11 protein-coding genes and 1 pseudogene are annotated in these 13,543 nt (G+C 66.4%); 1 reads left to right on the top strand and 11 read right to left on the bottom strand.

What is annotated here, in order from left to right; all coding sequences use genetic code 11:
- The first annotated feature begins 40 nt into the window (after nucleotides 1–40).
- Nucleotides 41–544, top strand: a complete 504-nt coding sequence (locus HWX31_RS08990) for a hypothetical protein (RefSeq protein ID WP_059617644.1) — start codon at nucleotides 41–43, stop codon at nucleotides 542–544.
- A gap of 70 nt (nucleotides 545–614) precedes the next feature.
- Here HWX31_RS08990 and HWX31_RS08995 read toward each other — a convergent pair whose 3' ends face one another.
- The 11 genes and pseudogenes from HWX31_RS08995 to HWX31_RS09045 form a co-directional block, all read right to left on the bottom strand.
- Nucleotides 615–2,936 carry a putative bifunctional diguanylate cyclase/phosphodiesterase gene (locus HWX31_RS08995; protein ID WP_174958583.1) on the bottom strand — a complete coding sequence of 774 codons (2,322 nt, stop codon included), beginning with the start codon at nucleotides 2,934–2,936 and terminating at the stop codon, nucleotides 615–617.
- A gap of 26 nt (nucleotides 2,937–2,962) precedes the next feature.
- The gene (locus HWX31_RS09000; protein WP_174958585.1) at nucleotides 2,963–5,095 is read right to left on the bottom strand and encodes a putative bifunctional diguanylate cyclase/phosphodiesterase; all 2,133 of its coding nucleotides are present in this window, start codon (nucleotides 5,093–5,095) and stop codon (nucleotides 2,963–2,965) included.
- 564 nt (nucleotides 5,096–5,659) lie between these two features.
- On the bottom strand, nucleotides 5,660–6,034 hold the full coding sequence (locus tag HWX31_RS09005; protein WP_174958587.1) for a copper resistance CopC family protein: 375 nt from the start codon (nucleotides 6,032–6,034) through the stop codon (nucleotides 5,660–5,662).
- A 2-nt stretch (nucleotides 6,035–6,036) separates the two neighbouring features.
- Nucleotides 6,037–6,945, bottom strand: a complete 909-nt coding sequence (locus tag HWX31_RS09010; protein WP_244143691.1) for a hypothetical protein — start codon at nucleotides 6,943–6,945, stop codon at nucleotides 6,037–6,039.
- A 103-nt stretch (nucleotides 6,946–7,048) separates the two neighbouring features.
- On the bottom strand, nucleotides 7,049–7,510 hold the full coding sequence (locus HWX31_RS09015) for a DUF2946 domain-containing protein (protein ID WP_174958589.1): 462 nt from the start codon (nucleotides 7,508–7,510) through the stop codon (nucleotides 7,049–7,051).
- Nucleotides 7,511–7,548: 38 nt separating this feature from the next.
- A pseudogene (locus HWX31_RS09020) lies at nucleotides 7,549–7,776 on the bottom strand (TonB-dependent receptor); the annotation flags it as partial.
- A complete protein-coding gene (locus HWX31_RS09025) occupies nucleotides 7,740–9,221 on the bottom strand; it encodes a PepSY-associated TM helix domain-containing protein (protein WP_174958591.1) in 1,482 nt (493 codons plus the stop codon). The gene HWX31_RS09025 and the pseudogene HWX31_RS09020, both read right to left, overlap by 37 nt.
- A 318-nt stretch (nucleotides 9,222–9,539) precedes the next feature.
- On the bottom strand, nucleotides 9,540–10,025 hold the full coding sequence (locus HWX31_RS09030; protein WP_174959024.1) for a hypothetical protein: 486 nt from the start codon (nucleotides 10,023–10,025) through the stop codon (nucleotides 9,540–9,542).
- Between the two features lie 138 nt (nucleotides 10,026–10,163).
- Nucleotides 10,164–11,606 carry an FAD-binding protein gene (locus HWX31_RS09035; protein WP_174958593.1) on the bottom strand — a complete coding sequence of 481 codons (1,443 nt, stop codon included), beginning with the start codon at nucleotides 11,604–11,606 and terminating at the stop codon, nucleotides 10,164–10,166.
- On the bottom strand, nucleotides 11,603–12,445 hold the full coding sequence (locus HWX31_RS09040; RefSeq protein WP_208456076.1) for a TauD/TfdA dioxygenase family protein: 843 nt from the start codon (nucleotides 12,443–12,445) through the stop codon (nucleotides 11,603–11,605). The genes HWX31_RS09035 and HWX31_RS09040 overlap by 4 nt, the downstream gene beginning before the upstream one ends.
- The gene (locus tag HWX31_RS09045; protein WP_244143692.1) at nucleotides 12,442–13,470 is read right to left on the bottom strand and encodes an L-tyrosine/L-tryptophan isonitrile synthase family protein; all 1,029 of its coding nucleotides are present in this window, start codon (nucleotides 13,468–13,470) and stop codon (nucleotides 12,442–12,444) included. Before HWX31_RS09045 ends, HWX31_RS09040 begins: the two co-directional genes overlap by 4 nt.
- Nucleotides 13,471–13,543: the final 73 nt, after the last annotated feature.

Genomic DNA, 13,543 nt, shown 5'->3' on the forward strand with positions numbered 1-13,543 from the left:
TTCGGCGGCTCGCCGCCACTCTTCGAGTAAGGCCACTACCATGAAGATTCGCAAAGCCGTTTCTGCAGTTGCTGCGCTTGCATTGTCATCCGCGCTCGCCGCGCCCGCATTCGCCGTCACCGTCACGCGCGCGGACGGCCAGGCGATGAACCCCAATGGCGAACCGTTCTCCGCATTGGGCATCACGGCCCTCAGCAAGGGGGGGAACAACGTGAACTGCACGACGAGGTTCAACGGCACGATCACGTCGTCCGGCATCGTGACGATCACGTCGACGCAGTTCACGGGCAGCGGCCTGTGCGGCGTCATCACCGGCAGCGCGTCGAGCACGTCGCCGTGGACGGGGCAGGCGGACAGCGCGACGCAGTTGACGATCAACAACGCGCAGGTCTCGGTATGGGTGCTCGGCACCTGCGGCCCGAGCAAGGTCGTGACGGAGTGGAGCGATCCGAAGTCGACGCTGACGTTCAAGTACACGCCGCTGGCGCCGGATTGCAAGGTGGCCGGCATGCTGGAGACGTCGCCGAAGTTCCACGTGCAGTAAGCGGTCGACGGGGCCGCGCGCGCCGCCGATCCGCATCGGTTATTCAGTAGTCCGGTCGTTTCGTCGCCGGTCAGGCCCGCTTCTTCGCGGCCAGCGCGGCCCGCTCGATCCACTGGATGGCCGGCGCATCGCGCTCGCCCGGCTCGGGCCTGCCGAGCAGGAAGCCCTGCACCTCGCGGCAGCCCGCTTCCGTGATGCACGCGAGCTGCTCCTCCGTCTCGACGCCTTCCGCGACCGTCGTCACGCCGAGGCGCTTGCCGAGATCGGCCACCGCGCACACGACGGCGGCGCAGTCCGGGCGCGTGACCGCATCGCGCACGAAGCTGCCGTCGATCTTGATCTTGTCGAACGGGAACGCGCGCAGGTGCGCGAGCGACGAGAAGCCGGTGCCGAAGTCGTCGAGCGCGACGCGCACGCCCATCGCGCGCAGCGCGCGCAGGTCCGCGACGGCCTTGCCCTCGTCGTGCAGCAGCGCGGTTTCCGTCACCTCGATTTCCAGCCGGTCGGGCGTGAGGCCCGCGCCGGCCAGCGCCGAGGCGACAGCCGGCGCGATCGTGCCGTGGCCGAGCTGCCCGGCCGACACGTTGACGGCGACGTGCGCGCCGTCCGGCCAGCGCGCCGCCTGCCGGCACGCCTGGTCGAGCACGAAGCGGCCGAGCCGGTCGATCAGGCCGCCGCGCTCGGCCACCGGAATGAAGCGGGCCGGCGAGATCCAGCCGGCGCGCGGGTGATGCCAGCGCAGCAGCGCCTCGCGCGTCGTGATCCGGCGCGTGCGGACGTCGACGATCGGCTGGTAGAACACGTACAGCCCTTGGTTCTCGTCCAGCGCGAGCCGCAGCTTCGATTCGAGCGCGATCCGCTCCTGGGCGCTCGTTTCCATGTCCGGCGAGAACATCCGGTACGTGCCCTTGCCGGCTTTCTTGGCCGCGTAGAGCGCCATGTCCGCGCGCGACAGCAGCACCCCCGCGTCGTTGCCGTGATGCGGCGCCAGCACGCAGCCGATCGACGCGCCGATGCGGAACTGCCGGTCGGGCGACGGCGCGTAGGGCGCGACGAGCGTGTCCACGAGCCGCGCGGCCGCGCCCATCGCACCGTCCGCATCGGTGTCGCGGATCAGCACCGCGAACTCGTCGCCGCCGATGCGCCCGAGCATCATGCCCGGTTCCGGGCACTGCCCGCGCAGGCGCTCCGCGACCTGGCGCAGCACCTCGTCGCCCGCCGAATGCCCGCGCGCGTCGTTGATCAGCTTGAAGCCGTCGAGGTCGATGAACAGCAGCGCGATCACCTTGTCCGAGCGGCGCAGGCATGCGTCGAATTCGGCGAGGAAGGTCGCGCGGTTCGGCAGGCCGGTGAGCGAATCGTGATGGGCGAGCTGGTGGATGCGCGCCTCCGCCTCGGCCTGCTGCGTGACGATCGACCACGACAGCATCGGGCCGATGTAGCGCCCCTCGGCGTCGCGCACGGCCGAGACCTGGAAGTCGAGCACTTCCGGCCCGAGCCGGACCCGGGTGCGATGCGGCAGGTTCGCCGGATCGGCGAGCATGCGGCGCTGGTGTTGCGGGTGCGGGTGGAAGAAGTCGATCGGCGCGCCGAGCGCGTCGTCCGCACGGATCGGCAGCAGGTGCTCGATCGAGCGCAGCAGGTTCAGCGAGGTCGCGTTCAGGTAGTTGATGCGGAACGTCTCCGGGTCGGCCGTCATCACGGCGACCGGCATGTCGTCGATCATCTGCATCAGCCGCGTCTGCGCCTGCTCGCGCATCCGCGATTCGGCCTGCGCGTCGACGGTGTGCAGGAAGCCCCGGTAGTTGACCGAGATGACGATGATCAGCGCCGCCGACACGAAGACCATGTTGACCGCGGTGGCGACGAGCGTCGGCTGGCGCGTCGAGATGAAGAACGCGATGAACGCGACGTTGACGATCACGGCCACGGTGAGCGCGGCCGAGCGCAGGTACATCAGGCTGAAGATGCAGCCGATCAGCGTGATCGCCATGTAGAACGCGACCTGGGCCTTTTGCCACGCGTCGCCGTAAGGGAACAGCAGCAGCGCCCACGTGGTGAACGTCACCGCGATCGGGATCACCAGCCAGTTCGTGACCGTGAGCGCGCGCAACACGGTTTCCGGCGTCGGGTCCAGGAGCCGGGCGTGGCGCCAGTGCAGCAGCCGCACCAGCGACGCGAGCGTCATCGCGCACGGCATCGCGACCGTCAGCCAGGACGGCGCGCTGCCCAGGTGCGTGACGGCGAGGCTCCAGGTGCTCGTGATGAGGATCAGGTACATCACCGGGAGCTGGCCGGCGAATACCCGGTATTGCGCCACGAGCAGGTCCGGGTTCCGGGCCGGCGCCGCGATGCTTGCCAGTCTTGCCATCCGTGCGTTGTGGGTTTTCATGTTGGCCTGCCTGGTGCAACCCGGGCTCAGGTTGCCGTGTCCGGCGTGGTCGGGTACCCGAACGGGGCCGGCTCCAGGTCGGAAATGGCAGCCATTTCCAGCATGGGGGCCGGCGCGCGGGCGCGGTTGCCGCCGGTCAGCGTGATCTGCCCGCTGCCGACGATTTCGTTGAGCGGCGCGGGCCGGCCGAGCAGGAAGCCCTGCGCTTCGTCGCAGCCTTCCTCGGCCAGCAGCGCAAGCTGGTCGTGCGTCTCGATGCCTTCGGCCAGGACCGGAATGCCCAGGCTCTTGCCGAGCGCGAGCACCGCGCGGATGATCGCGCGATCCTGCGGCCGCACTTCCGCGTCCGCGACGAACGACTGGTCGAGCTTGATGCGGTCGAACGGGAACGAGCGCAGCGTGTCGAGCGACGAATACCCGGTGCCGAAATCGTCGAGCGCGATGCTGACGCCCAGCGCCTTGATCTGCTGCAGCGTGTTCAGCGCGCGCTCACGGCCGGCGAAGATCGTCGATTCGGTCAGCTCGAGCTGCAGGCGCGACGCCGGCAGGCGGGTTTCCTCGAGCACCTGCGTGACCAGCGCCGTCAGGTCGGCGTGCATGATCTGCATGGCCGACACGTTCACCGCGACGACATAGGGCGGCTCCCACATGGCCGCCCGCGCGCATGCTTCGCGCAGCACCCATGCACCGATGTCCAGGATGACGCCGCTTTCCTCGGCGAGCGGAATGAACTCGGCGGGCGAGATCGTGCCGAGCGTCGCATGCTGCCAGCGCAGCAGCGCCTCGTAGCCGCGAATCTCGCCGGTCGCGAGCGAGGTCTGCACCTGGTAGTGGATGCTCAGCTGGTTGTCGGCCACCGCGCGGCGCAGGTCGGCCGCGAGGCTGCGGCGGGCGCGGACGACCAGGTCCATCGCCGGCTCGTAGAAGCAGACCGGCTGCGTGAGGCTGCCCTTGGCGCGGTACATCGCGAGGTCCGCGTTGTTGATGAGGATCGCCTTGGTGCTCGCGTCGTCCGGGTAGACGGCGACGCCGAAGCTCGCGCCCGGCACGATCTCGTAGTCGTCGATCCGGACCGGCTTGAAGAGCGCCGGCTCGAGCCGCCCGAGCAGGTCCATCGGGTGCGTGCCGTCGTTCATCCGGCACAGCGCCGCGAATTCGTCGCCGCCGACGCGGGCGACGAACTCGCCGTCGCGCAGCAGGTTCGTCATCCGCCGCGCGAGGATGCGCAGCACCTCGTCGCCGGCGTGGTGGCCGCGCAGGTCGTTGATTTCCTTGAAGCGGTTCAGGTCGATGCCGATCAGCGCGAGCTTCGTGCCGCGCTCGTGCGCGAGCGCGATTTCCAGGTCCAGCCGTTCGTTGAAGCTGGCCCGGTTCGGCAGGCCGGTCAGCATGTCGCTCAGCGCCATCCGGCGCAGGTGCTCGAGCGATTCGGCCCGCACGTTGCTGTCGATCACGTAGCTCACGAGCCCCGTGCAGACGATCACGAGCGACATCGCCGTGACCGCCAGCGCCAGCGGGCGCAGCGCGTTCGCGTCGGTCCACGCGCCGTCGAGCGTCAGCGGCGTCACGCGCAGCGCGCACATGCCGGTGAAGTGCAGCGCGAGGATCGCGAGCGACAGCACGGCGGCCATCTGGTTGACCGCGTGCCGCGACGGCAGCATCGCGAGGTGCAGCGCGAGCGCCGCGAGGGTCATCGACAGGAGCACCGACGCGATCAGGTAGCCGACGTCCCACGACACGAAGCCCTCGACCCGCCACGCGAGCATGCCGGTGAAGTGCATCAGCACGATCGCCACGCCGACGACGGCGCCGCCGAGCGCGGGGGCGGCGGCCTTCGCGGCGCGGCAGGTCGTCAGCACGAAGCCGATCGTGCTGCCGCCGACCGCGATCGCCAGCGACACGAGCGTGAGCGGCAGGTTGAAGTGCACGGGCGCGCCGGCTTCGAAACCGAGCATCGCGACGAAGTGCGTGCACCAGATCGCGACGCCGGCCGAGATGGCCGTCAGCACATGCCAGCCGAGCCGCTGCGTGCCGGTGGTATTCACCGTGCGCTGGAACAGGCGCGCGGTGACCCACGAGCCGGCCCCGCACAACAGCGCGGCAAGCAGCAGCAGCCAGAGATTGTGCCTATATACGATGCACCCGAAAACTGTCGCCACAAACCTTCCTTTCGCTATCCGTCTCGTCGTTTGTTGTCGTATCGGATCGAAGCGGCGGGGCGACGCCGCTTCGATCCCGAACGCATTAGAGATATCGGCATGTGATGAATAAACTGAACGCCGGTGACGGATGCGCAAACGATTTCGCGGAATATTTTTTGTTGAGACCTCGCGATACGGGGGCGGGCGAAAGAAAGGATTTCGAAATGTAAGGATGCTCCGAAGAGCGTCGATGCCTTGACGCTCGCGGATCCACGGGAGCCGTGTCTTCGACTCATGATCCGGCGCCAAGGTGTGCCCCAGGAATAGTGTGGGCGAGCACGGCAGCGGCAGAGAGAACACAAGGCATCATGACGGCCTCCATCCTCAGGATGGTCAGGAATGAGCCCGCTGAAGCACCAAACCGAATGCGTGGCAGATAAATCGGGCGGTTGATCCCGCCCAATACCATGGCAACGCTGACGAGCATGAATCATGCCCCGCCAGATGCACCCACCGCGCACGCGAACGTTTCGTTGGCGATGGCCGCCACCACGATCGATGCGAATGCCACCGCCGGGTCCGTTACTTCACCTTGAACGAATAGTCGCCATGCGTGCGATGCCCATCCGCAGCCACTGCCACCCAATGGACGGTGTAGCGGTCGACGGGCAACGGCGGCAGCGCAACGCTGATCGACTTCCGGTTGTCGGGGCTGACCTGCGCTTTCGCGGTGTTCATCTGCTTACCCGCGGAATTGCTGACGGTCAGCGAGCTGAATGCGGGTTCGAGCGGCCCGTCGAACACGATCGTGACGCTGGCGGGCGCCGGCACTTCGGCGCCCGCCGACGGAGACTGGGTTTGCGGGAACACGTGCGCGAACGCGGCAGACAGCATCAGCATGACCGCCGCGACGGTAGCCGCGCGGTAGTTGCGCAGAAGACGGTTGAACAGCTTCATCGCTATTCTCCTTTGCCGAAGATCGGTTTGCCGAGCGAGTTCGGCAATACATCGTCCAGGAACAGATGGGCTTGCAGCAGGACGCCCACACCCGTTCCGCTCGCATGATTGACCGGAATCTGCGCTTCGACGCCGAACTGGCCCCAGCGATTCCCCCACATCAGGCCGGGATTGATCGTCCCGGTCGTGTGGCCCGAACACGGGCTGGCGGTGCACGTGCTCATTGGAAATTCGACTACCGGAATCAGGTTGCTGAACGGCGCCTTGAGCCCCACGTCCTGCACGAAGTTCTGCAGATAAGGCAGGCTGTATTGCACGGTGACGCCCCAGCTCAACGAATTCGGATCGGCGCTGTTCAACGTCAGGCGCGGGCCGACGGTTCCCGTGATCGCAAGCGGCTTCAGGTATTTCAGGCTGTCGGGCAGGTCGCCGAAGCCCTTGCCGAAATAGAGCGTCGGCGTGATCGCCGAGTGCGGATTGGCGATCGACCGCGCGCCGGTCCCGCCCAACTCTGCGATCGTGCCGACCGATGCCATGAACTCGTGCTTTTCGTTCACGTAGAAGCGGTACTTGGCGCCGACCTGCCAGTTGTCGAAACCACGCGCCGAGCCGCCGTTCGGCGCGTTCAGGTTGACGTAGGTGCCCGTCACGGAAAGCTGGAAGCTGGGTGTGATCCGCTTGTCCCATTCGAGCGTCGTCGTATTGGTGTTCTGCTTGTCGCCGTCATCCGTGCTGGACTGGAGGTGGCCGAATTCGAGGTTCAGCTCGTCACCGACGCCGGGATCGTCGACCGCCATCGTGGCAGGGAATACGCGATTGCCGGCCACCGCATGGGCCGATGCATCGACTGATAGGAGGCAAGGAGCGAGCGCGCATAGCGCCACGGCGCCCCGTCTGAGAGTGGTTCGCATGTTGATGTCCTGATTGGTTATGGAGGTGTCGCCGCAACAGACGCGCGACGTCACCGCGACGCCGTTCAGTCCGTCGGCATCGCGGGAAAGCCATCAGCAGGGGTCAGGACAATACGGGTGGGGCGCGCGGCTGCGCGAGAGTCAGAACCGTGTACGGACGAAACGCCGCAGCCGCGACCGGCGCTGCAAACCCGGCCGGTTGTGCAGGGATGCCGAATGCCACGGGCGCGCCAGGCAGCATCGGTGTGTGTGCAATCAGGCTGCAATACGGGCACGCGCAACCCGGCCACGAATCGGAACCGTGATGGTGCGCGGCAGTCTCGGCGTGGGCGAGATGAGAGGCTGCGGTCGTGTGGTGCGCGTGATGCCCGTGATGCGCGTGAAGGGCGTGATGCGCGCCTTCGGCCGACGCGCCGCGCAGCGTCTGGGATATCGTCGGCGCGACCACGCTCAACAGGATCGCGAAGATCCCGAGGACAACCCCGATCTTCTGACGGCAACGGCTGGGCATGGCGGACCCGCGAGACGTCGATGAAAACAGTATGCGGAAAATCCGCGGCGACATGGTTGAACTTTGCGTTAGGTAAAAACCCGCAAAGCGTCCGAATCGGAGACGGACACCGCGCCCGGCGCCGCCTTCACTACGGACACGCCGACGTAGAAGCGCGTCTCGACCGCCGGGCTGAACCGGCAGCCGACGTTCGCGTTGAACTGCTCGTACTGGCCTCGTTCATGATCGCGACAGCCGTCCGCGTGATTCACGCTGAAGTTCGCGAGGAAATCGAGCGGACCGATCACGCGCGAGATCTGCGCACTCGTGCGGCGCGCGCCGCACGGCCGAACAGCAGCCGGTCGACCAGCCACACCGCGACGATCGTCATCCCCATCAACGGAAACACGATCCCGAGCAGCACGAGCCCGGCGATCCAGGCGCGCATCGGCGGCGCATCGCGTTCGCGCGCCGGTGCGCCCAGCTTGCCCGCGGGGCGGCGCTTCCACCACATCACGGCGCCCGTTACGGCCATCGCGGCGAGTCCGAGCGACAGAACTGCGCAGACGATCTGGTTCGCGAGCCCGAAGTACCGCCCCATATGAAGCGACGTGCCGTACGACACGGCCTGCGACACCGCGCCGTAATCGTCGTAGCGGATGTCCTTGAGCACCGCGCCGCTGTACTGGTCGATGTAGATCGTCCGCTCCGCCTTCGGATCGGCGGGAAAGTACGACGCGGTGAACACGCCGTCCGCGCCGGCCGGCAGCGCGAGCGTGTAGCCGCTCGTCACGCCGAGCCCCGCGACGATCGCGATTGCGCGATCGAGCGTGAGCGGCGCCGGTGTCGGCGCCGACGGCGAATGCGGAACGGGCACGTTGCCGACCGCCCACGGCGTCTGCGGCAGCGGCAGGTCGTCCATCACCATCCCCGGCATCGAGTCGCCTCCATCGTGGTGACGCCCGGCGGGCGCGGCGGCACGTGTTTCCATGCCGGCCGGCGCCGCGCCCGGACGCGACGAACGCAATGGCAGGCCGCCCCATGCACCTTGCGGCTCTCCAAGGTTCACGGTCGCGGCAAGCGCCTTGAAGTACTTGCCCCACGAGCCCGACCACGGCAGCCCCGTCAGAATGAAGGCGACCGCGCCGGCGGCGAGCCAGATGCCCGCCGTCGCATGGATGTTCTTCCACAGCGGCCGGCCGCGCAGCGACAGGTCGGGCCGCAACGCGCGCCCGATGCGCGCCGTTCCGCGCGGCCACCACAGCGCGACGCCGGTGCCGATCATCACGAACGTCCAGCACGCGGCAAGCTCCATCAGCAGTTCTCCCGTCTTGCCGAGCAGCAGCTTGCGATGCAGCATCCGGTCGACCTGCATGAAGCGGCGCTCGACGCTCAGCGTGCCGAGCACGCTGCCGTCGTACGGGTTCACATAGACGCTTTCCCGGCTGCCGTCGCGGAGCCGGAACACGTATTCGGCGCTGCGATCCGGCGCAGCGGACACCTGCGCGGAAACCGGCGTCGCACCGGCCGGCATCGCGGCGCGCGCTTTCGCGAGCAGCGTGTCGGCATCGAGTTTCCGCGTATCGCGCGGCTCGACGATCAGCTGGTGCGGATACAGCAACGGCTCGATCTGCGGCTGGAAGCAGTACAGCGTTCCCGTGATCGCGAGGATCACGAGGAACGGCATCACGAACAGGCCGGCGTAGAAATGCCAGCGCCAGAGCGTCCGGTAGCCGGCGCTTGCGGAACGAGCGGGCGAGATCGCCGGCTCGACGGTGGTCGACATACTGTTACCTCCTCGTTGTCATCGATCGGAACGGGCGGCCCGAGCCGGCCCTCGTCACGATGCGTTGCGCAACCCGCGACGGCGACGTCGCTGGCTACGCGCAGCACCGACGGGCGGCGGCACGGTACGGCACGCGCAGGTCGAAACGGCACGCGCGCTGCGGCGGAACGTGCGACGTATCGGCACGCGCAAGCGGCGCGCATGCCGACGTCACCCGCGCGACGCGAGCATTCGGTTGATTTGATGAAGCGGGGTCAGCGAAACGAATGGCATCGACACACGCGCACGTCGACGCGCGCGGGCAATGCACCGAAACGTTCAGCAGAACTGAGGCGGGGCGCGGGAGGGCGGACGATCGTCGAATATCGATCGCGCCGGGAGAGGGCAGTCGGGCGGAAGCCGGAAACGCCGCGGGGCCGCGGCGGGAAACAGCAGCACGAGCAGCACGAACGACGCCAGTGCGGCGAACAGTGCCGCGCTGAACGCGCAGACGCCGTTGCCGCTATCGGCAGGCGCCGGCTTGCCGGCGTGGGTATCGTGCTTGAGCGCGCCGACGAGCGCCAGTGCGTCGTTGGCCGGCGTGATCGGAGCACTCGCATCGAAGTGCGCTGTCGGCCCGGTCGCGCCGAGGATCAGCGGACCTCGGCCGGAGCACAGCACCACCGAGCCCGCATCCGGACCGTCCGGATCGAGCATCACGGCGCCCGACATCAGCGCGCGAGACAGCAGCGGCACGAGGATGAGAATCCACAGAAGCTGTTTCGCGACGCCGCGCCGGTGCAGAAAGTGGCGAAGTGCGTACATGGCGCGGGATTGTACATGGGTTCGGCGCAGCGGCCGATAGTCCCGCTGCAATACGCGAGATCAATCGAGTATCAGGCACTCGGCCACGCCGAGTGCCATGTGTTCGACCTGCGCAACGCAGCGCCGGAGTCGCTGGTTCTACGCCACAGCCCGGCTCAACATCGAATCGAAATAAGCCGTGATCGGAGAGGCATCGGAAAGAGACGAAGACGCGGCGATGTACGAATCGGGGCGAACCAGGATCATCTGATTTGCATACGGGCTCGTCTCGTCGCGAATCCGAATCACTTTGACGAACGCCGGCAGGTCCAATGTCGCGTTGCAGTCGCCGAACACGAGGAGCGTGAAAAACCGATAGTCCAGAAGCGAATAGATGCGCGTGTCAGCCTGCTCCCCGTCGTTGCGCACCATGAAGTCGGGCAAGCGCTTGCCGTGCAGTTCGTGCTCGCCGTAGCGAATGCCCATTCCGGTGATGTAGCCGGCTCGCTTCTCGACGATTTTGACGTAGTCGTCCGCGTGCGTTCCGGTCTCGGAGTACTTGGTGGACCGCACGAGCTGGCTGGACGTCTCGACCACACCCATGGCCACCGGCTTGCGCTCCTGCTCGTAGGTGCGCAGCAACTCCGCCGGTGAGCCGGAGCCCAGCACCATGCTCATCTTCCACATGATGTTGAAGGCATCCGCCAGGCCGGTGTTCAAACCTTGACCGCCGTTCACCGAGTGAATGTGGCAGGCGTCGCCAGCCAGGAAGACCCTGTCGGCAATGGCATAGTGCTCGGCCACCGATTCCTTCACGGAGAACTGCGAGTACCAGACGAGCTCCTTGAAGCGCAGCGCGTGCGGCTGCATCGCGCGGTTGATCTTCGCGATCGCCTGCTCGACGGTGAATTCCTTGGTATCCATCCGAACGTAAAAGCGGTCAAGATTCCCCTCGCGCGGAATCCACGCCACGTCGGAGGTCTCGGCCTGAAACACGATGATTTCCGGCACCTTCACGAAGTCGGTCTCGATGACGCCATCCAGGACCGCCCAGATCAATTGCGGACGCGTCACCTCGAACGGAACCTCGAACAGGTCACGCACGAACGAACGTGAGCCATCCGCGCCGATCACGAACCTGGACTTGATGGTCTCGCCGGTCGACAGCGTCGTCGTGCATCCATCGTCGGCGACCTTGATGTCGGTGACGGACGTGTTGCGCCGCACCGCGGCATCGACGTCCTTGAGCTTCTGGTCCAGCAACTGCTCGACGAACGACTGCCCGAGCATGAGGAAATGCTTGTGAAAGCAGCCTTCCAGCGCGTCCCACCACGTCGACTGACGCGAGACGAACTTGCCCCCGGCCCACACCGAGCTGGTGTTGCAAGGCTTCCCCTTCGGATAAAGATCGTCGAACAGATCGACGACCTCCAGCAGTTGCAAGGTGCGCGCATTGAGCGCGTCGGCCCGCCCCGCCTGAAGCGGCGCCGCCGATTTGTCGACGACCAGCGTGCGCAGGTTGCACAACCGCCCCAGATAGGCGCAGAGCAGCCCAACGGGGCCCGCGCCGACGATGACGACGTCAGTTTCAGGCGTGCTCATGCGTATGCCGCCAGGTGAGGGTTGTCGAGCGGCGGGTTGCCGAGCACGTGCACGCGGCGCAGGTGTCGCGGCGCGCCGCTCGTGAACCCTTCGCGACCGTGGAGCAGCGTGTAGTTATCCGAAATCACCACGTCGCCGGTCTGCCATGAATGCGCGTAAAAGTTCTCGGGCGCGTACAGCGCCGCGCGCAAACTGCGATGAAAGTCGCCGATGTCGGCTTCGTCGACACCGGTGAACGCCAACGTCGGTCGATTGACGAAGCTGTCGTCGCCTTCGATGGACGGCTCGTTGTAGCGGACGACCGGAAAACCCTGAATCGGGTGAGTCGTGACGATCGGCGCAATCGTCTTGCTGTCGTAGAATTCCATCTTGCGATGATAGACGCCGGTCACCTTGTCCCAGAGCGCGCGGGCTTGCGGCTCGGCCCTCTCCAGCAAAGCCTTCGTGTTCGAGAACGTGGTGCGTCCGCCCTGCTCGACCTCGGGCGCACTGACGCAGTGGAATATCTGAAACTCCGGCACCTGCTTGCGGTACATGCCGTCCCAGTGAAGGGGCACGTAGTTGTTGTCGAAGATGTGGTCGGCGGGTTTTTCGTGTTCGACCAGCTCGAGGGTCTTGCCGAACGGCCACTCGCTGATTTCGCCCCAACCGCCGCAATATTCCTCGAAAGCCTCGGCGCCATCGAACGTCTTGAAGCCGCGAAGCACCAGCAAGTGGTGTTGCCGCGCCAGCTCGCGCATGCGTTCGGTCGGCAGTTCGCGCACGTCCGCGTTGCCGGCCGCCGGCCGCACCATCACGCCGAACGGCGTCACCTGTGTAGTCTCGTAGTTCATCTTCATTCCTCCCCGTCGGCAGCGCCGATTTCCCGGTTGAGCGACGCCGCATCATCGAGAACGTAATGGCTCGGACGTCCGTTTTGAAAGACGAGCTCCGCGCCCGCCGCTTCGGCCTCACGTCGCTTGAGCAACGTGAAACTGCCGTTTACCAGTGCCGCGACGCCATGCCAGGGCGTGAGCCAGCTGTCCGCCGTCTCCATCATGTGGATGCCGATCTTCCTGCTGCCGCAGCTCTGCGGATGGATCGACAGGCGCACCGCATCGGGAAAGATCGTCGCGAGGAGCCCATCCCATGCCTTGCTGCGCAGCACAACGTGGTACGCGCGCTCGCGGCATTCCTTCTGCAGCGCCGTCTTGCTGATGTTCATGTCGGGGCGGGTGGCGTCCTCGACGAGGAACCGCGTGATCCCGCAGTACATGCGCTGGGCCTCGCCGCCGGCCCGGACGGCGGCCTGCAGCTCCTCGATGGGCTGGCCATGGCTTGCCATCAGGTGCGCGCGCATCTCGTCGAAGCCGCTGCCGGGGAAGACGTCATCGAGGTTGAAGGTGCTGAGCGCGTTCGCGCCGAGCTCTTCGATCAACGCCGAGATCCCCTGTTGGTACGCGGTGACGTCGCTTTCGTTCATCCCGACCGCGTCGCTGAACACGCGGCCGTCCGAGCACAGAATGATTCGCGCGCCTGGCGCGTACACGGCGCGGATGCGGTTGCAGAGATCGTTGAGAAACGCGAGCGACTGCCGCTCGGCCATGTCCGGCGTCGGGCCGAGCACCTTGCCCGGGTTGGGCGATTTGGCGGGAAAAGCCGGCAGGACGAACACGACGGGCTCGTCACGCTCGATCGCCTTCATGACCCGGTCGAGATGCGGATGAAGACATGCCGTGCACAGCGTGTCTTCCTCGCACGGGCTCTGGGCCGCGACACGGCGATGCTTCATCACAAGCCCCAAAATCTCCACGGCCTGCGCGTGAATGGATTGACCGGACAGACGGCGTTTCTCGGGGGGCGCATAAGAAATGGCGGTGTGCATCAATGATCTCGAGATTGGAGCGTGTTGACGTGGTTAAAGGGAAGCAGGTGGGCATTTCGCATGCCTGCTTTGC

Source organism: Burkholderia ubonensis (genome assembly GCF_902833085.1).
Taxonomy (GTDB): domain Bacteria; phylum Pseudomonadota; class Gammaproteobacteria; order Burkholderiales; family Burkholderiaceae; genus Burkholderia; species Burkholderia ubonensis.